Origin of the sequence: Saccharothrix sp. CCNWYY140 (assembly GCF_037401995.1) — a bacterium.
In the GTDB taxonomy this organism is placed as follows: Bacteria; Actinomycetota; Actinomycetes; order Mycobacteriales; family Pseudonocardiaceae; genus Actinosynnema.
The window spans coordinates 66,439-84,886 of the sequence record NZ_JBBEGC010000023.1 but is presented as its reverse complement, the minus strand read 5'-3'; the positions used below and the strand labels follow the sequence as shown (position 1 = coordinate 84,886).

General features: G+C 72.2%; 18 protein-coding genes. 2 read left to right on the top strand and 16 right to left on the bottom strand.

Annotation, left to right across the window (positions count from 1 at the left end):
* Window positions 1-133 precede the first annotated feature (133 nt).
* Genes tsaE through alr form a run of 3 tightly spaced genes read right to left on the bottom strand, consistent with a single transcriptional unit; the run spans window position 134 to window position 2,837 of the window.
* Window positions 134-655: a tRNA (adenosine(37)-N6)-threonylcarbamoyltransferase complex ATPase subunit type 1 TsaE gene (gene tsaE, locus WBN91_RS14250; RefSeq protein ID WP_337727326.1), complete on the bottom strand. Its 522-nt coding sequence runs from the start codon at window positions 653-655 to the stop codon at window positions 134-136.
* Window positions 637-1,740, bottom strand: a complete 1,104-nt coding sequence (locus WBN91_RS14245) for an alpha/beta fold hydrolase (RefSeq protein WP_337727327.1) — start codon at window positions 1,738-1,740, stop codon at window positions 637-639. Before WBN91_RS14245 ends, tsaE begins: the two co-directional genes overlap by 19 nt.
* Entirely contained in the window at window positions 1,737-2,837 is a 1,101-nt protein-coding gene (alr, locus tag WBN91_RS14240) for an alanine racemase (RefSeq protein WP_337727328.1), read from the bottom strand. Before alr ends, WBN91_RS14245 begins: the two co-directional genes overlap by 4 nt.
* 124 nt (window positions 2,838-2,961) lie before the next feature.
* Here alr and WBN91_RS14235 point away from each other — a divergent pair, with 124 nt between their 5' ends.
* Window positions 2,962-3,357 carry an excalibur calcium-binding domain-containing protein gene (locus WBN91_RS14235; RefSeq protein ID WP_337727329.1) on the top strand — a complete coding sequence of 132 codons (396 nt, stop codon included), beginning with the start codon at window positions 2,962-2,964 and terminating at the stop codon, window positions 3,355-3,357.
* A gap of 5 nt (window positions 3,358-3,362) precedes the next feature.
* On the opposite strand, the gene WBN91_RS14230 is transcribed toward WBN91_RS14235, so the two are convergent.
* Complete coding sequence (locus WBN91_RS14230) at window positions 3,363-4,763, bottom strand: NAD(P)H-hydrate dehydratase (protein WP_337727330.1); 1,401 nt, start codon at window positions 4,761-4,763, stop codon at window positions 3,363-3,365.
* A 20-nt stretch (window positions 4,764-4,783) separates the two neighbouring features.
* The gene (glmS, locus tag WBN91_RS14225; RefSeq protein WP_337727331.1) at window positions 4,784-6,646 is read right to left on the bottom strand and encodes a glutamine--fructose-6-phosphate transaminase (isomerizing); all 1,863 of its coding nucleotides are present in this window, start codon (window positions 6,644-6,646) and stop codon (window positions 4,784-4,786) included.
* Window positions 6,647-6,780: 134 nt separating this feature from the next.
* Here glmS and WBN91_RS14220 point away from each other — a divergent pair, with 134 nt between their 5' ends.
* Complete coding sequence (locus WBN91_RS14220; RefSeq protein ID WP_337727332.1) at window positions 6,781-7,596, top strand: dienelactone hydrolase family protein; 816 nt, start codon at window positions 6,781-6,783, stop codon at window positions 7,594-7,596.
* Window positions 7,597-7,997: 401 nt separating this feature from the next.
* Here WBN91_RS14220 and WBN91_RS14215 read toward each other — a convergent pair whose 3' ends face one another.
* From WBN91_RS14215 to WBN91_RS14165, 11 genes are all read right to left on the bottom strand, one after another.
* Window positions 7,998-8,477 (bottom strand): hypothetical protein, encoded by a 480-nt coding sequence (locus WBN91_RS14215; protein ID WP_337727333.1) that lies wholly within the window; start codon window positions 8,475-8,477, stop codon window positions 7,998-8,000.
* Window positions 8,474-11,707, bottom strand: a complete 3,234-nt coding sequence (locus WBN91_RS14210; RefSeq protein ID WP_337727334.1) for a WXG100 family type VII secretion target — start codon at window positions 11,705-11,707, stop codon at window positions 8,474-8,476. Before WBN91_RS14210 ends, WBN91_RS14215 begins: the two co-directional genes overlap by 4 nt.
* Window positions 11,707-12,009 carry a hypothetical protein gene (locus WBN91_RS14205; RefSeq protein WP_337727335.1) on the bottom strand — a complete coding sequence of 101 codons (303 nt, stop codon included), beginning with the start codon at window positions 12,007-12,009 and terminating at the stop codon, window positions 11,707-11,709. Before WBN91_RS14205 ends, WBN91_RS14210 begins: the two co-directional genes overlap by 1 nt.
* 169 nt (window positions 12,010-12,178) lie before the next feature.
* Entirely contained in the window at window positions 12,179-12,598 is a 420-nt protein-coding gene (locus tag WBN91_RS14200; protein WP_337727336.1) for a hypothetical protein, read from the bottom strand.
* A 25-nt stretch (window positions 12,599-12,623) separates the two neighbouring features.
* Entirely contained in the window at window positions 12,624-13,958 is a 1,335-nt protein-coding gene (gene glmM, locus WBN91_RS14195; RefSeq protein ID WP_337727349.1) for a phosphoglucosamine mutase, read from the bottom strand.
* A 118-nt stretch (window positions 13,959-14,076) separates the two neighbouring features.
* Complete coding sequence (rpsI, locus tag WBN91_RS14190) at window positions 14,077-14,640, bottom strand: 30S ribosomal protein S9 (protein WP_337727337.1); 564 nt, start codon at window positions 14,638-14,640, stop codon at window positions 14,077-14,079.
* A 26-nt stretch (window positions 14,641-14,666) separates the two neighbouring features.
* Complete coding sequence (gene rplM, locus WBN91_RS14185) at window positions 14,667-15,110, bottom strand: 50S ribosomal protein L13 (protein ID WP_337727338.1); 444 nt, start codon at window positions 15,108-15,110, stop codon at window positions 14,667-14,669.
* A gap of 282 nt (window positions 15,111-15,392) precedes the next feature.
* A complete protein-coding gene (locus tag WBN91_RS14180; RefSeq protein ID WP_337727339.1) occupies window positions 15,393-15,680 on the bottom strand; it encodes a WXG100 family type VII secretion target in 288 nt (95 codons plus the stop codon).
* A gap of 80 nt (window positions 15,681-15,760) precedes the next feature.
* Entirely contained in the window at window positions 15,761-16,078 is a 318-nt protein-coding gene (locus WBN91_RS14175; RefSeq protein WP_337727340.1) for a WXG100 family type VII secretion target, read from the bottom strand.
* A gap of 151 nt (window positions 16,079-16,229) precedes the next feature.
* Window positions 16,230-16,655 carry a hypothetical protein gene (locus WBN91_RS14170; protein ID WP_337727341.1) on the bottom strand — a complete coding sequence of 142 codons (426 nt, stop codon included), beginning with the start codon at window positions 16,653-16,655 and terminating at the stop codon, window positions 16,230-16,232.
* Between the two features lie 11 nt (window positions 16,656-16,666).
* A complete protein-coding gene (locus WBN91_RS14165) occupies window positions 16,667-18,445 on the bottom strand; it encodes a type VII secretion-associated protein (protein WP_337727342.1) in 1,779 nt (592 codons plus the stop codon).
* Window positions 18,446-18,448 lie beyond the last annotated feature (3 nt).

Genomic DNA, 18,448 nt, shown 5'->3' with positions numbered 1-18,448 from the left:
CAGGCCATACGGGGATGACGGAAGAAGCCCAAGTCGGGAGGTCTGCTGCGCGAGCTACTTCGAAAAGCGCGCGCCCTGCGGGCGGGCGTGGAGGGCTGTGCGGGCGCGAGGGCTGTGCGGGCGCGTTGCTCGTCTAGGAGGTTGCCGAGTCCTGGGAGGTCGCTGGGCCTTGGGAGGCCGCCGCTGGGCCTTGGGGCAGCTCTCGGGTTGTCCAGGAGCCGTGTGGGACCAGGTGGGCGGTTCGGACGTCGTCCTCGTGGCGTTCCAGGCGGATCAGCAGGTGGTCCTCCGAGAGGCGCTCGGCCATGCCCTCGCCCCACTCGACCGCCACCACCGCGTCCACCAGGTCGGTGTCTAGGTCCAGGTCGTCCAGTTCGTCGAGGTGACCGCCCAGGCGGTAGGCGTCGACGTGCACCAGTGGCACACCCCGGCCCTCCGGGGACGGCTCGTGCACGCGGGCGATGACGAACGTGGGCGAGCTGACCCGGCCGGTCACGCCCAGGCCGCTTGCCAGGCCGCGCACCAGCGCCGTCTTGCCCGCGCCCAGCGGACCGGCCAGCAGCAGCAGGTCGCCGCCGCGCACCAGTTCGCCCAGTTCGCGCCCGAACTCCTCGGTGTCCTCCACCTTGGGGAGGGTCACGCTCGTCGCCACCACCGCCGCCTGCTTTCCACCCGTTCGACGGCGCTGCGCCGAACCAAGCCCACCAGGTGTCCCGTCACCAGGTCGGGCTGTTCCATCATCACCATGTGGCCCGCACCCGGGACGCGGACCAGTTCGCCGTGCGGCATCTCCTCGGCCATCCGCTCGGCGTGCGAGAACGGCGTCAGCTTGTCCGCGTCGCCGCTGATCACGAGGACCTCGCAGTGCCGCAGGCCGGCCAGCGCCTTGTACCGGTTGTGCGTGCCCAAGGTTTCCAGGAAGTCCGTGAGCACCTGCACGGTGGTCCCGTCGATCATCTGCTCCATGAGGTCCACGAGGGACGCGGGCACCTTGGGGTCGCCGAAGGCCAGCGCCCGGATGCCGCTCCACGTGAGCGTGCTCGCGCGGCGGCGGACCCACTCCACGAACCCCGGCTGGAGACCGGCCAACCGGCCCACGCCCAGGGTGACCGGGTTGTAGCGGGACAGGACGCTCTTGGGCAGTCCCGCGCCACCCACCGCGCCGGCCGCCGTGCCGACCAGGGCCACGCCCCGGACGCGGTCGGCGAACAGGTCCGGCTGCTGCTCGGCCAGCGCCATGATCGTCATGCCGCCCATCGAGTGGCCGACCAGCACGATCGGGCCGTCCGGGACGAGCGCACGCAGCACCTCGTCGAGGTCGCGGGCGAGCTGGTCGATGGTGCTGGACCCGGCGGCGCCCCGGCCGGACCGGCCGTGGCCGCGCTGGTCGTAGAGCACCTGGCGGACCCGGGGTTCGGTGAGCTTCGCCAAGTCGCGGCGCTGGAAGTGCCAGCAGCGGCGGTCCAGGGCGAAGCCGTGCACGTGGACGACAGTGAGCTCGGCGGGGCCGCCCTCCGGCGGGTCGACCTCTTCGACCGACAGCGGGACGCCGTCGTCGGCGGCCACCGTGGATTCCCGGTTCGGGGTCAGCATGCCCAAGGGCTCGTCGGCCAGCGGGTCGTCCTGCCGGCGGTCCTTGGCGACCTTCTTGTGATTGGCCGCGACCCCGACCGCGACACCCGTCGCCGCCGCGCCCAGCACGCCGCCGGCCCAGCCGACGGCCTTCCACAGGGTGTTCACCGGTATGTCCTGGTCACGCGGGGCCGGTACATGCCGGTGACGATCTCGTAGTCGATGGTCCCGGTGGTGTCGGCCCACTCGCGGGCGGTCGGCTCGCCGTGCTCGCCGGTGCCGAACAGCACGACCTCGTCGCCCTCGACCACGTGGTCGTCACCGCAGTCCACGACGACCTGGTCCATGCACACCCGGCCCACCACCGGGCGGCGCTTCCCGGCGAGGAGGACGTGCATGCGGTTGGACAGGCTGCGCGGCACGCCGTCCGCGTAGCCGACCGGGACCAGGGCGAGGGTGGTCGCGGTCTTGGCGGTCCAGGTCAGGCCGTAGGAGACGGACTCGCCGGCCGGGATGTGCTTGGTCAGGGCGACGGTGGAGCGGAACGTCATGACCGGGCGCAGGTCGACCGGTTCGGGGACGGGGTTGAGGCCGTAGATCGCGATACCGGGTCGGACCAGGTCGAAGTGCAGGTCCGGCCGGGTAAGGAGGGCGGCCGAGTTGGCCAGGTGCCGCATCGGGTCCAGGCCAGCGGCGAGCGCGGTGCGGTAGGCGTCGTCGAACCGCTCGGCCTGGGCGTCGGTGGCCGGGTGCCCGAGCTCGTCGGCGCAGGCCAGGTGCGACCAGACGGCCTTGACGTCGACCTCGGGGGTCGCGGCGGCCTTCTCCACCAGGGCGGGCCACTCGTCGGCCGGACAGCCGTTGCGGGACAGGCCGGTGTCGATCTTGAGGTGGACGCGGGCGGTCCGCCCCGTCCGCCGGGCGGCCTCGGCGACCTCGCACAGCTGCCGCGCGCTCGCCACGGAGAGATCGATGTCGTGCTCGATCCCGGGCGCGTAGTCGGTGCCGACCGGGTCGAGCCAGGCCAGGGTCGGCACGGTGAGGCCCGCCTTCCGGAGCGCGAGGGCTTCACCCAGCGAACACGAGCCCAGCCAGGACGCCCCGGCCTCCACCGCCGCTCTCGCCACCTCGACGGCCCCGTGCCCGTACCCGTCCGCCTTGACGACGGCCATCGTCGCGGCGGCGGGCGCGAGGCCTGCCAGCAGGGCGACGTTGTGCCGGAGGTTGTCGAGGTCGATCACGACCTCAGCGCGAGGAGCAGCCATAACACCGTTCATGGTGACACAGGGGCCAGCACGGCCGATCCGGTGCCGGCGATGCGGGCGTAACGGCCGTCACGCCAGTGCGATCAACGCCACATACCGCAATCGGTGGAGAGGACCAGGGGACATGGGCTTACGTTCGGGCAAAGTGGCGGGCGCGGTGACCCTGGCGGTCGTGTTGGCCGCGTGCGGGAGTGGCACGGGGTCCACAACCCTGTCGACGACCACGACGGCAACCACAACGACGACCACCACAACGACGACGACCACGACCTCGGTGACGCCGGTCATCCCCAGCACCACGACGACCACGCAAGCACCGCCACCCCAGCCGCAGCCCCAACCCCAGCCGCAGCCCCAACCTCAGCCGGAGCCCCAACCTCAGCCGGAGCCGGCGCCGAGCGTCTACTACAAGAACTGCGACGAAGCGCGAGCCGCGGGCGCGGCCCCGATCCGTCGCGGCCAACCCGGCTACCGGTCCGGGCTGGACCGTGACAACGACGGCATCGCCTGCGACAAGTGACGCGCTCAGGTCGTCAGCGGGCGGACGGCGCGGATGGCGTCCGGGACCGCCGCCAGGAGGGACGTGGCCGGGATCGGTGCGCCGTCGGCCGCCAGCTCCGCAGCCAGGACGTGCACGCGGGCCGCGCAGCCCGCGGCCAACAGGGGGTCGAGGCCGGCTGCCAGCAGGGCTCCGATCAGGCCCGACAGCACGTCGCCGGAGCCGGCTGTCGCCGCCCACGACGAGCGGGCGCGGTTGACCAGGACGCGGCCGTCCGGGGAGGCGACGACCGTGGTGTGGCCCTTGAGGAGCACCACCGCGTCGAACTTGTCGGCCGCGCGCTTCGCCGCCGCCACGCGGTCGGGGCCGACCTCGCCGGCCAGGCGTTCGTACTCGCGGTCGTGCGGGGTCAGGACGAGCGGGGTGCCGGGGTCGCGGGCGTCCCAGAGGTCGGGGTTGTTGGCGAGCATCGTGATGGCGTCCGCGTCCGCGCACACCGGCACGCCCGCCTCCAGCACGGTCCGCAGCACGGCCTCCGCGCCCAGCCCGGTCCCCAGGCCCGGCCCGACGACCCACGACTGCACGCGGCCGGCGTCGGTGATCGAGCCCGTGCAGATCGCCTCCGGCCACCGCGCCCGCACGCCCTCCGCCGCCGCGCCCGCGTACCGGACCATCCCGGAGGTCGCGAGCAGCGCCGCGCCCGTCGCCAGCACGGCCGCGCCCGGGTAGGTCGCCGAACCGGCCGCGATCCCGGTCACGCCCTGGGTGTACTTGTCGTCGGTCGGCCCCGGCACGGGCCACGCCGCGCCGACGTCGGCGACCTCCAGCTCCAGCAGGTCCGGCCCGGCCAGCTCCGGCGTCAGGCCGATGTCCACCAGCCGCACCTCGCCGCAGTCGGCCAGCGCGTGCACGGGCTTGAGGCACCCGAACGTGACGGTCACCGCGGGTCGGACGTGCGGACCGCTCACCGCCCCGGTGTCCGGGTCGACCCCGCTGGGCAGGTCCACCGACAGCACGGGCGCGTCGAGGTGCGCCACGTGCTCGGCCGCGTCGGGCCGCAGCGGACCGCGCGCCGACAGGCCCACGATGCCGTCGACCACCAGGTCCACGTCGGTCAACCGCTCGACGACCCGACCGCCGACCCGCCGGAACGCGGCCAGCCCGGCGGCGTGCGCCTTGGCGGGGTTGAGCAGCACCGCCGACACGGCCACCCCGCGCCGGCGCAGGAAGTAGCCCGCCCACAGCGCGTCGCCGCCGTTGTTGCCCGCACCGACCAGCAGCCCGACCCGCCGCCGCCCGTTCAGGTGCTCCAGCGCCACCGTGGCCACGCCGAACGCCGCCCGCCGCATGAGCGCCCCCTCGGGCACCCGCGCCATGACCCGTTCCTCGGCCGCCTTGACCCGCCCCGTGGTCCACAGTCCCCGCATGGCGGAAAGCCTAGGCGCGCCTACTCGACCGTGACGGACTTGGCCAGGTTGCGCGGCTTGTCCACGTCGTAGCCCCGGCTGCGCGCGATCTCCGCCGCCAGGACCTGCAACGGCACCGTCGACACCAGCGGCTGGAGCAGCGTGGACACCGCGGGCACCTCGATCAGGTGGTCGGCGAACGGCAGGACCGTCTCGTCGCCCTCCTCCGCGATCACGATGGTCCGCGCGCCGCGCGCCTGGATCTCGCTGATGTTGGACACCAGCTTGGAGTGCAGCACCGCCCGGCCCTTCGGCGACGGCATCACCACGACGACCGGCAGGCCCTCTTCGATCAGCGCGATCGGACCGTGCTTCAGCTCGCCCGCCGCGAAGCCCTCGGCGTGCATGTACGCCAGTTCCTTGAGCTTGAGCGCGCCTTCCAGCGCCACCGGGTAGCCGACGTGCCGGCCCAGGAACAGCACGGCCTTCGAGTCGGCCAGCTCACGCCCGAGCTCGCGGACCTGGCCGACCGTGCCCAGCACCTGCTGCACGGCCTTCGGCATGGCCTCCAGCTCGTGGAACTCGCGGGCCACCTCGTCGGGGTACTTGGTGCCGCGCGCCTGCGCCAGGGCGAGTCCGACCAGGTAGTTCGCGGCGATCTGGGCCAGGAACGCCTTGGTGGACGCGACGCCGATCTCCGGCCCGGCGTGCGTGTAGAGCACGGCGTCGGACTCGCGCGGGATCTGCGCGCCGTTGGTGTTGCACACCGCCAGCACGCGGGCCTTCTGCGCACGGGCGTGCCGCACGGCCTCCAGCGTGTCGGCCGTCTCACCGGACTGGGACACGGCCACGACCAGCGTGTCGCGGTCCAGCACCGGGTCGCGGTAGCGGAACTCCGAGGCCAGCTCGACCTCGACGGGCAGGCGGGTCCAGTGCTCGATGGCGTACTTGGCGACCAGGCCCGAGTGGTAGGCCGAGCCGCAGGCCACGACGAAGACCTTGTCCACGTCCCGCAGGTCCTGGTCGGACAGGCGCTGCTCGTCCAGGACGATCCGGCCGCCGGAGAAGTGCCCGCGCAGGGTGTTGGCCAGCGCCTCCGGCTGCTCCTCGATCTCCTTGAGCATGAAGTACTCGTGGCCGCCCTTCTCGGCGGCGGACAGGTCCCAGTTCACCGTGAACGGCTTGGCCTGGGCGGGCTCGCCGTCGAAGTCGGTGACCTCGTAGCCGTCGCGGGTGATCACGACGACCTGGTCCTGGCCGAGCTCGACGGCCTCGCGGGTGTGCTCGATGAACGCGGACACGTCCGAGGCGACGAACGTCTCCCCCTCGCCCACGCCCACCACCAGCGGCGAGGAGCGGCGGGCGGCGACGACCGCGTCCGGCTGGTCGGCGTGGGTCACCACGAGGGTGAACGCGCCCTCCAGGCGGCGGACCACGGCGCGCACGCTGGCGGGGAGGTCGCCCGCGGTGTCGCCCTCGGTGTAGGCGAAGGCGATCAGGTGGGCGGTGGTCTCGGTGTCGGTGTCGCTGGCCATCTCGACGCCGCGCGCTTCCAGCTCGGCGCGCAGGGCGGCGAAGTTCTCGATGATCCCGTTGTGCACCACGGCGACCCGGCCGGTCACGTCGCGGTGCGGGTGGGAGTTGCGGTCGATCGGGGCGCCGTGCGTGGCCCAGCGCGTGTGGCCCATGCCGGCGGTGCCGGTGAAGGCCGCGCGGCCGACCTCGTCGAGCCGGTCCTCCAGGTTGCTCAGCCGCCCGGCCTTGCGCTCGACGGCCAAGCCGCCGTCGCCGTCCAGCACGGCGACACCCGCCGAGTCGTAGCCCCGGTACTCCAGCCGCCGCAGCCCGTCGAGGACGACGTCCAGCGCCGGCCGGTGGCCCACGTATCCCACGATTCCGCACACGCCGCACAGCGTAACCAGACCAGCGGCGTCACCCGAACGGGCCACTTCGTCGGGTTCGCGCAGGTCACAGTGCTTATTGGTGTAGACCAATCGGGGCGTGCGCGGTCTCGCCGCGATCGACTACCGTTCACGCGGTGAGCGGCTACTCGGCGAAGCAGGTGCTCGACCAGCTGTCCAAGCCCGGCGAGCACCCGGTGCTGCGCGGCGACCTGGCCCTGGTGGGCCTGCCCGGTCTCGTCTACACCCCCGCGTCCGGCCTGGGCCTGCCCGCCGTCGCGTTCGGCCACGGCTGGCTGCAACCGGTCACCCGCTACCGGGCACTGCTGCGCCACCTGGCGTCCTGGGGCATCGTGGCCGCGGCCCCCGGCACCCAACGCGGCCCGCTCATGTCCTCCAGGCTCCTGGCCGGCAACCTCCGCACCGCCCTGGACGTCTGCACCGGCGTCCGCCTGGGCGAGGGCGAGATCAGCGTGGACCCGGACCGCCTGGCCGTCGCCGGCCACTCGATGGGCGGAGGCGCGGCGGTCCTGGCCGCGGCCGACGACGAACGCGTGCGGGCCGTGGTGACCCTGGCCGCCTCCGAGGTCCGGCCGTCCGCCCTGGACGCCGCGCGCCGGGTGACCGTGCCGGGCCTCCACCTGGCCGCCGCCGACGACCGCATCGCCCCGCCGGTGGGGCACGCGGAGGCCATCGCGCAGGCGTGGACGGGGCCGGTCCAGTACCGGCTGCTGCCCAAGACGAGCCACCTGGGGTTCGCCGAGGGGCGGCACTGGAGCGAGCTGTTGCTGGACGGCAAGGGGGAGCGGTCGGCGCAACGGCTGGCGCGGGCGCTGCTCACGGCCTTCCTGCTGAGGGCCTTGAAGGGCGACAAGAGGTGGGACCCGCTGCTGGAGGAAGACGCCAAGGGCGCCCCCCTGACTTACCACCGCGCCGCCCTGACCCTCCGCTAACCACCCCGCTCCGCACCCCTCCGCCTCACCCCGCACCACCAGCCGCCGCCACCCAGCGCCACACCGCCGCACGCCACAGCCCGCCGCACCACCGCATCCAGCTGCCGCACCGCCGCGCACCACCCACGCACCGCCGCACCATCCAGCCACCGCCGCTGCGCGCCACGCACCAGCCGGGCACGATCCCGCCGCCTACCGCCGTGCCCAGCCGCCGCGCCCGACCGACCGCCGTGCCCGATCGTTGGGGCTCGACCCGTTTTGTGTTGGACGTTCGCGATGTTTTCGGCCGCGGAACTACGCGAGCGTCCAACAGAAACAAGAACGGCCCCCGCCGGGTGTGGCGGGGGCCGCTGTCGATCGGGTGAAGCCGAGATCAGGTGGCACCGATCAGGTGACGTCGATCAGGTGAGCCAGCTCTGGCCGCCGAAATCGTCGTCGTCGTCCGTGGGTGTGGGTCGGCGGGGTGTGGGGCGTGCTGGGGCTGGGGTCGGGATCGGGGGTGGCGTTGGAGCGGGCGGAGGGGGTGGTGGTACCGCTGGGGGTGGGGTTACCGGGGCGCCTGAGGACCAGCCGTAGCCGGGTTGTTGTTGGGCCTCGTAGGTCGGCTCGTCGTCCTCCGTGCCGAACTGGAACTCGCCGCTCTTCTTCTGGGTCGCCGCGGTTGTGCCCCAGCCGCCGGCGGCCTTTTGGGCCTTGCCCGCCTCCTGGATTCGCTCGATCGTCTTCTCGGCGATCTGCGCTTGCTTGGAGAAGGCGTCGCCGGCCTTGTCGCGTGCCTCCCGGGAGTGGCGTTCCCGCAGTTCGCGGCGGTCGGCCGCTTCCCGGTCGATCTGGTCCATGCGGCTCATCGCCGCGGCGAGGCGCTCGGCAGAAGCGCTCATCGACCCTCCTCACCCAGCACACCCTGGACACGGCTGAGGCTCGCGTCGTCGTCGAACAGCGAGCCGGTGGTGCGCCACTGGCCGGGGCTGCGCTCGGTGTCGCCACCGCCCTGCTGACCGCCGCCCGCCATGCCGCCACCCATCATGCCGCCGCCCATCATGCCGCCACCCATCGGCGACCCGGACTGCTGGCCGTGCGACTCGGTCATGGACGGCAGCGACGCCGCGCCCGGCTGACCCGCCTCGGACGTGTTCATGTTGGACGCCAGGCCCTGGTCGGCACTGCCGGACGGGCTGTTCCACGTGTTGTCCGACGCCGGCGCGCCCCACACGGAGTCCGCGCCGCCGAACCCGGTCGGCCCACCTCCCGGCCCGAAGACCGAGGCACCGGACGTGGTGGTCGTGCCGCTGGTGTCGTGTGCGACGAAGCCCTGCTCGTGGTGGCCGAACTGCGGACCACCCCCGCCGCCGAAGCCGCCACCGCCGTGGCCGAACCCGGGACCGCCACCCGCGCCCGGCTCGAACCCGGGACCACCGGGCACGAACGCGGGGCCGGCGGGCGCGAAGGCAGGACCGCCGGGAGCGAACCCGGGGCCGCCTTGGCCGAAGCCCGGCCCACCCTGACCCGGACCGGCCTGGCCGAAGCCGGGGCCGCCCTGGCCCGGACCGCCCTGGCCCGGAACGCCTTGGCCGGGACCGCCCTGGCCTGGGGCGAAGCCGGGATCGGCCGCCGGCGTGGTCGTGAAGCCGCCGCCGCCACCGCTGAAACCGGGGTCGGCCGCCACGCCCGCCGGGTCGGTGAACCCGATCGCGGGCTCGGGCTGCCCGATCAACGGCTCCGCGCCGCCGCCCGGCCCGAAGCCACCGCCGAAGCCGGGATCCGCTGGACCGCCGCCGAAGCCGCCGCCCTGGCCGCCATCCTGGCCGAAGCCGCCGCCGAAGCCGGGGTCCGGAGCCGTCGGACCGCCGCCGAAGCCGCCGCCCTGCCCGCCGTCCTGCCCGAAGCCGCCGCCGAAGCCACCGTCCCCGCCGAAGCCGCCACCGGACCCACCGCCGAAGCCACCGTCCCCGCCGAAGCCGCCGCCGGACCCGCCACCGAAGCCGCCACCGCCGGACCCACCGGTCTCCGGGGTTCCGATCAGCGGCTCGCCGACTGCGCCGACCGCGCCGACCGCGGCACCCACGCCGGACTCGTGTCCGATGAGCGTTTCCGCGCCGCCCTCGAACGGCATCGCGCGCACGTCCGGCTGGCCCGGCGACACCTCGGCGGGCATGGTCGTCACGTCGTCGGGGATGGTCGGGATGCCGGCCTGGCCGTTGTCGGGCTTGTCCTCGCCGAACTCGACGCCGTACTCCTCGGGGGTGCCGTCGCCGTTGTCGACCGTGAGGTTGATCTCGCCGGTCAGCGGGTCGACCTCGGCGGTGATCGCCAGGCCGTCCAACTCGATGAGCGCCTTGCCGTCCGCGCCCGCCTCGATCGGGATCGCGCCGCCCTCGGCGCCGCCGCCGGCCGTCACGCCGACGCCCGGGCCACCGGGGGTGCCGCCGCCGGGGGTCGGGGTGCCGCCGGACACCGGGGTCGCGCCGGCCAGGGCGCCTGCCAGGGCCGCGGCGCCGTTCTGGCCGGTCAGGGCCTTGAGGGCGTCCGGGTTGTTGCTGAAGTCGACGTCGTAGGTCTTCGGTTCGCTGGTCGGCGTGTCCACGGTGATCTGCACGTGGCCGCGTTCGTCCGGCTCCGTGATCTTGATCTCGTTGTCGCCGCTCTTGATGGTGACGGTCTCGGGCTCTTCCTCGCCCTTCAGGCCGTCCGGCTTGCCGTCACCGTTGAGGTCGTCCGGCTTGCCGTCGCCGTCGAGGTCGTCGATCTTGCCGTCGCCGTCGGTGTCGCCCGGGATCTTGATGTCGTCGGGCTTGCCGTCGCCGTCCTTGTCCAGCGGGTTCTCCGGCTTCGGCATCTCCGGCATGCCGCCGCCGCCACCGCCGGGCGGGGTGCCACCGCCGCCGCCGGGCATGCCGCCGCCGCCGGGCGGGGTGCCCTTGCCGTTCCCGTTGCCGTTTCCATTCCCGTCGCCGTTGCCGTTGCCGTCACTGCCGGACGCGGCCGGGAACGGGTTCTCGAAGCCCGCCATGTAGGAGGCCAGCGCCTCCCACTTCTGGTCCACAGAGGACTTCGTGGTCTCGTTCAGGCTCTTGAACTGCGTGTACAGGCCCCAGAACTCGGTGTTGAACGACTGCTGGATCCACCGCTTGCACTGGTTGATCGCGTATTCTTTGTTCTCGTCGTTGAGGTAGCAGTCATCGCTGTTGATCCGGTCCGCGATGTTGCTGCCCATCTTCGAGTCGACCCAGCCCGCGATTTCCAGCACGCGGTCCTTGGAGTAGTCGCCCTCGCCGCGGGAGAACGACACGACCTTCTCGGCCATGTACGTGTCCGCCTGCGCGATCTGCTCGCGGTACATCTCCAGGACCTCGTCGGCCTTGCTCTTGCAGAGCTGGAACACGCCGGTCACGGCGGTCCGGGTCAGCTTGGCCGCGCCGTCCAGGCCCTCGCCCAACTCGTTGAGCTTGGGCAGGATCTGGTCGTTGTAGTGCTCGTGCGACTTGTCGGCCGCCTGGCCCTTCCACTCGCCGTACAGGCCCTTGAGGTGCGCGTCGACGTCCCCGCGCATCTCGTCGACCTTGGTCTTGGCCGTGCTGAACTCGTCGGCCTCCATGAGCAGCTTGTGGAAGTTGATGCCGCGCTGCTCGTTGTAGGGCTTCTCGATGTGGTTCGCGTAGTCCAGGTTGGTCGTGTTACCGAGGCAGTCGCCGGGCCGGTTGTTCCAGATCGGCATGAACTTCTCGAAGACCTTCAGGCCCGCCTTGCCCGCGTCGAACAGCTCGTTCGAGTTCTTCGTGCCCGCGCCGGACGCCGTCGGCGGCTGCTTGCCGTCCAACGACTTCTGGCCCTCGTTGACGGCCTTGGTCTGCTCGCGGCTGTTGTAGCTCTTGGTGTCGGACTCGGCCTTGGCCTCGTTGTAGACGCCTTCGAGGTCGCTGGTCGCGCGGTTGTAGAGGCTGACGTCCCAGCTGTCGTAGTCGTAGCGGTCCTGGTACTTCTCGGCCTCGTCGGGGATGTTCCAGGGCGCGGTCGAGTTGGTGTACTCGCGCAGCAGCGCCTTCTTCTTGTCCTCGGAGACGTTCGGGTCGTCGAGGAGGGCCTTGACCTCGTTCCAGCCTGGCTCGGCCATCAGTACTTGCTCCCCACGTTGCCGGCGTTCTGGGACTCGACGTCACCGTAGGTCGACGCGCCGGCGCCGATCTTGCCCGCGAACGAGCCGATCGTGGTCGACATGTTGACGATGGCCTTGCCGAAGTTGTCGACGCCCGACTTGTACTTCGCGAAGTGCTGCTTGTGCGCTTCGCCGAAATCGGCGTCGACCGTTTCGGTCTGGCCGACCTTCTGGAGTTCTTCCGCCGTGTCCGCAGCGGTGTCGGAAATAGCCTTCGAGGCCTTTTGCATGGCCTCGGTACTGGTGCCGTAACCGGCCACGGCGCTTCACTCCCCTCCGTGGCGCGACGGCCACGACCCTCTACCGAACTCGTCCGTTACGACGCGACGCTTCGGCGCCCGGTTCCCATCGTGGCAGCCCGCGGGGCGCTCCGACGGCTGTTCGGACGCGTTCCTTGCAGGTGTAAACGCCGGCCCGGGACGCAGCGCCCTAGTGGGGCGGCTGACCCTGTCCGGGCGGCGGGAACTGGCCGGGCGGCGGACCCTGCGGCGGCTGACCGTACGGACCGGGCTGGCCCGGTTGGCCGAACGGCGGCTGCTGACCGGAGTGCCCGAACGAGCCCTGTTGACCGGGCGGGGGCTGTTGACCGGGCGGGGGCTGCTGGCCGGGCGCGCCGAACCCACCGGGCGGGCCGTACTGACCGGGCGGGCCGTACTGGCCGGGCTGCCCGTGGGGCGGCTGCTGACCGGGGTGGCCGTGAGGCGGCTGCCCGTAGGGCGGTTGCGGGCCGTGCGGACCCGGTTGCCCGTACGGGTTGTTCTGCCGGTTCTTCTTGGTCGACTTCACGATCAGCACGACCACGACCACCACGCCCGCCAGGACGAGGAGGATCAGCAGGTCGATCACCATGTGGGTGCCCCCGGGGTTGGCAGGATCAGCCCACCGAGGAAACCACACCCGCCAGGCGCTGCGCCGCCGACTCCGCCAGTTCGTGGGTGGGGGCCTCCACCATCACCCGGACGAGCTGCTCCGTTCCGGACGGGCGCAGCAGCACGCGGCCGGTGTCGCCCAGCTCGGCCTCGACGGCCGCCACGGCCTCGCTGACCGCTGTGTCCTTCGCCACCCGGGCCTTGTCCGCGACCACGACGTTGACCAGCACCTGCGGCAGCCGCCGCATCACGCCCGCCAGCTCGGCCAGCGACTTGCCGGTCTCGGCCATGCGGGCCATCAGCCGCAGCGCGGTCAGCAGGCCGTCACCGGTGGTGGCGTGCGCGGGCAGGACCACGTGCCCGGACTGCTCGCCGCCCAGCGCGTACCCGCCGGCGCGCAGCTCCTCCAGCACGTACCGGTCGCCCACGGCGGCGGTGCGCAGCGCGATGCCGTGCTCCCGCATCGCCAGGTGCAGGCCGAGGTTGCTCATCACGGTGGCGACCAGGGTGTCGTCGGTCAGCTCACCGGACTCCTTCATCGCGATCGCGAGGACCGCCATGATCTGGTCGCCGTCGACCTCGGCGCCGTCCGCGTCCACGGCCAGGCAGCGGTCCGCGTCGCCGTCGTGCGCGATGCCCAGGTCGGCGCCGTGCTCCCGCACCGCGGCGCGGATCTGGTCCAGGTGGGTCGAGCCGCAGCCGTCGTTGATGTTCAGGCCGTCCGGGGCGGTGTGGATCTCGACGACCTCGGCGCCCGCGCGGCGGTAGGCGTCCGGGGCGGCCACGGAGGCGGCGCCGTTCGCGCAGTCCACGACCACCTTGATGCCGTCCAGCCGGTGCGGCGTCACCTTCAGCAGGTGCTGCACGTACTGGCCCTCGGCGTCCTCGACGTCCCGCACGCGGCCGATGCCCGCGCCGGTCGGGCGGTGCTCCAGCGCGCCCATCTTCTGCTCGATCTCGTCCTCGACGGAGTCCGGCAGCTTGTGCCCGCCCGCCGCGAACAGCTTGATGCCGTTGTCGGGCATCGGGTTGTGCGAGGCGGAGATCATCACGCCGACGTCCGCGCCCAGCGCCGCGACCAGGTGCGCGACCGCCGGGGTCGGCAGGACACCCGCCCGCAGCACGTCCGCGCCCGCCGACGTGAGCCCCGCCACCACGGCGGCCTCCAGCATCTCGCCGCTGGCCCGCGGGTCGCGGCCGACCACGGCGATCGGGCGGTGGGACCGGTCGTGTTCGGCGAGCACCCGGGCCGCGGCGGCGGCCAGCGACAGCGCCAGCTCGGGGGTCAGGTCGGCGTTCGCCAGACCACGCACACCGTCAGTGCCGAACAGCCGACCCATGATCGCCATGACCTCCGTGATGAACCACACAACATTGGGCGGAACGCACTGCGGGAGCAGCAGTTCGACGAAGAACTGGCTGCTCCCGCAGGGTAGTGCTCTGGTGCCGACCGCGAGGTCAGCGCTTGCTGTACTGAGGCGCCTTGCGGGCCTTCTTGAGACCGTACTTCTTCCGCTCCTTGACCCGGGGGTCGCGGGTGAGGAAGCCGGCCTTCTTCAGCACCGGGCGGTCCTCGGAGTCCACGGCGACGAGCGCGCGGGCGATCGCGAGGCGCAGCGCGCCGGCCTGACCGGTGATGCCGCCGCCGCTGAGGTTCGCGATGACGTCGAACGTCTCCGGCTTCTCGGTCGTCACCAGGGGCTCGCGGATGAGCTGCTGGTGCACCTTGTTCGGGAAGTACGTCTCGAGGGACTTCCCGTTCAGGGTGAACTTGCCGGTGCCGGGCAGCAGGCGCACGCGGACGATGGCCTCCTTGCGGCGGCCGACGGTCTGCGCGAGGTGGTGCGCGCCGGCGCTGAGCACGGGCCGCACGACGGGCGCGGGAGCGGGCTCGGCGTCGGTCGCCTCGGCGTCGGTCGCCTCGGCCTCGGGGGCCTCGGCACCGTCGACATCGGACTCGACGGCGTCGACGGCGGGGGTCTCCGCCTCGACGGCCTCGGTCTCGACCTCAGGGGTGGTCACGTCGTTTTCCTCGGAGTACGGCTCGGTCACTGGGCGACCTTCTTGATCTCGAACGGCTGCGGCTGCTGCGCCGCGTGCGGGTGGGTCGGGCCCGTGTAGACCTTGAGCTTGCCGGCGATCACACGGCCGAGGCGGTTCTTGGGCAGCATGCCCTTGATGGCCTTCTCGACCAGCCGGTCGGCCCGGGTGTCGAGCACCTCGCCGAACGACCTCTGGCGAAGACCGCCGGGGTGGCCGGAGTGCCGGTACACGAACTCCTGGTCGCGCTTCTTGCCGGTCAACGCCACCTTGTCCGCGTTGATGATGATGACGAAGTCACCAGTGTCAACGTGGGGGGCGTAGGTCGGCTTGTGCTTGCCGCGCAGCAGCGTCGCGGCCTGGGTGGCGAGCCGGCCGAGCACCACGTCCTGGGCGTCGATCACGTGCCAGGTTCGGGTCACCTCGCCGGGCTTCGGGCTGTACGTGCGCACGGGTCTACCTCGTCGTCACTTGCGTCTGGGGTCATTGCGGCGGTTGCTCAGGCTCCAGACACCCCAGACGGGCAGGTGGACCAGAACACGAGGCACGCGGAAGCGCACCGGGTACCGCACAACAACGTAGGAAGATACCGGTTGGCCCACGGCCAGGTCAAAACGACCCCCGCCAACCGGCCTCGAGCACCGGCGTTCCGCCGCCGGAGCGGCCTGAACAGGGCGAGACCCCGGGCCTTCGAAGAGCCCGGGGTCTCGCGAGTCACGCGGTGGTGACGCAGTTCACCAACGGCCGCGGTTGGTGTTCTCAGCGGCCTCGTAGGCCTCGGTGGCCTGCTGCACGGCGACACCGATGGAGGCGAGGACCGACTGGAGGTCGGCGGCGGAGGTGTCCCACTTCCGCTGCGCCTCCTGGTAGGCCTCGGACGCGCCACCGTCCCACTGGGCGATGACGGGGGCGAGGCGGGCCTTCAGGTCCTCCAGCTGCTGCTCGACCTGGCTCGCCTGGCTCGAGATGTTGCCCGCGGCGCTGGCGAGCTCGCCGAAGTTGACTTCAATGCGGTCGTTCATTTCTCCCCTACCTACAAGTCAATGGTGCCGAGCGAATGCGGAAACAGAAAGCGAAGAACTGCCGAAGCAGTCGGAGCGGATCAGAACCCGCCGGCGAGGCGGCTGGTCAGGCTGCTCATCGACTGGTTCTGCTCCTCTTCCTGACGGGCGTAGATGTCGGCGGAGCCGGACATCTGCTCGGCGATCGCGCGCAGCGCCTCCTGGAGCTTGCGGGCGTCCTCGTCGAAGCGGGTCATCAGCGTGTTGAACGCCGTGGCCGCCGCACCCTTCCAGCTGCCGCCGACGGTGTCGACGGTGCTGCGAACCTGGTTCAGGATGCCCTGAACGGACTCGTCCACGCTCACGATGTCCTTCGCGGCCTGGACGAGCTCGTCAGTCCCGGTACCGTAACCAGCCATTGGGAGAAACCCCCTTCATCAGAGATCAGGTCGTACCCGTTCTCGCTGGGTACGCCTCTTCCGACGCAGACCCTGCCACGGTCGGTTCCGCCCTGTCGCGACTTCTCGGGAAGTAGTTGCGGTAGTAAACGCAACTCGGTGGAACCAGCGGTCAGTAGAGGATTCGCGCTTGCGAAAAGTCCTCGTCATCGCCCCTTTCGGGGGGCAGCTGTCCACTCGGACCGGCGACCGCCCGAGATCCGGACACGGAGGGTGGCGGCGCCGGATTTGCATTCGCGTCCGTTCGCTTCTGCGATTCTTCGGCCGGCGCGAGGAGTTCGGCGGCCGAGGGGAGGCGGTCGACCGGCAGCCCGCGGTCCTCGCGGAACCCCGCGGCCACCCGGCGGACGTCCTCGGAGGTGGGTCGCTGGGTGTCCGGCTTGACCTGCTTGGCCCGCGCCTGGTCGGCCAGCTGCCGGTTCCGGTCGCGCTGGGCGGCGTTGGACGCGGACGCCGCGGAGGCGGCTCTCCGGCCCCTCGTCACGGCCGCCTCGACATCGGAGCGGAACTTGGCGAACGCCTCCGGGATGCCGGTCATCACACTTCCCTCTAACTGGTCACGGTCAGCGTGCGGACGACCTGCTCGCACGCCGGGCGGACCCGCTGTTCACCGGAGTCCGGGAACTGGCACCCGACGCTCACCTGGGCGTCGCCCTGGAGCACGACGTACCAGTCGACGGTGAAGGTGTCCGCCTCTTCCCGGTAGTAAACGACACTCTTGCCCCCGAAGTCGGCGGAAGCGTCGAAACCGGACACCCGCTGCCGCTTGTCGTACCCCTCCCGCAGCTCCCGCTCCGCCCTCGTGCGGTCCGCGGTCGCGTCGTAGGTCAACTTGTTCTCGTTGACGGCGATCACGTCCAGCGGCGACTCGGGCGACTCCGGCTTGAGCAGCACTTCGCGCTTCTTCGGGTCCCCACCGGTCTGGATCCACTCGGCGGGGGCGGTGAAGGTGTAGTCGTACTGGGCGATGAGCTTGCCCTGCGGGGCGCTGGAGGACGTCGTGGTCGGTGTCCCCAGGTTGTCCTTGCGGGTCAGCGCGTAGGCGACGGACGCCCCGATCACGGCGACCAGCAACACGACCCCGCCGACGATCAACGGCGTCCGGCTCTTCTTCCGCACCGGCGGCGGCGTGGGCGGGAAGTACGCCGGCTGCGGGAACCCGCCGGGCGGGGACGCCGTGATCCGCCGGGTGATCTTCCGGGTCGAGTCGCCGGTGATCTTCTGGGTGACATCGCCCTGGCTCGGCAACGCCCCGGTCCGCAGCGGATCGGTGGAGACGGCCCGCAGCGCGCCCCGCGCCACCACCGTCTCCGGCTGGTCGATGCTCGTCGGCACTACCCCGGCCTGCTCCAGGACCAGCCGGGCGACCAGAGGGATCCGGCTCGACCCGCCGACCAGGAACACCCCGGCCAGCCCGCGCGGGTCCAACCCGGCGTCCCGCACCACACCCGTGACGAGCGCGGCGGCCCGGTGCAGCGGCGCCTCGATCAACCGCTCCAGGTCGGCCCGCGTGACATGGGCGTCCGGGAACGGCGGCGGCATCGGCACGTCCGTGTAGGAGTGCCGGGACAAGGTCTCCTTCGCGCCCCGCACGTCCTGCCGCAACACCCGCCGCTTGCGCCGGTCGGCCAGCTCCCGACCCTCGACGAGCTGCCGCCACGCGTCGGGGTCACCCGGCCCGACCAGCGTCCCGATGTGCTCCAGGAGGGCCTGGTCGATGTCCGCGCCGCCGAAGCTCGGGTCGCCCTTGGTGGCCAGCACCCGGAACGTCCCGCCGGACCGGGCCACGACACTCGCGTCCACGGTGCCGCCGCCCAGGTCCAGCACCGCCAACGCCGCGCCCTCGGCGATCGCGTGGGTGGCCGAGTGGAACACCGCCGCCGCGACCGGCTCGGGCACCAGCCGGACCTCCTGCCCCAGCCCCCGCGCGGCCTGCAACAGCACCCGGGTCCGGATCGCGCCCCAGTCCGCCGGGTGGGTCAGCACCAGCAGGTCGACGCGTGCGCCGCCGGCCACGTGCCGGGCCTCGCTCACCGCCCGCGTCAACACCGCCCGCACGACGTCCACGACCGGCAGCACCGAGGTGCCGAGCAGCAGCTCGCCCTCGTCCACCCTGCGCTTCGGGTGGGGTTCGTACCGTGCGGGGTCCACGGCCGCCTGCCGCTCCGCCTCCTGCCCGACGAACAACGTCCCGTCGGCGGCGGCGAACACGGCGGAGGGCACGATCGGCTGGCCGTCCACCACCACGACCTGCGGCTCCCGGTTGTCGACCGAGATCGCCACGCAGGTGCTGGACGTGCCGAAGTCCACCGCCACGCGCAGGCTCATCGG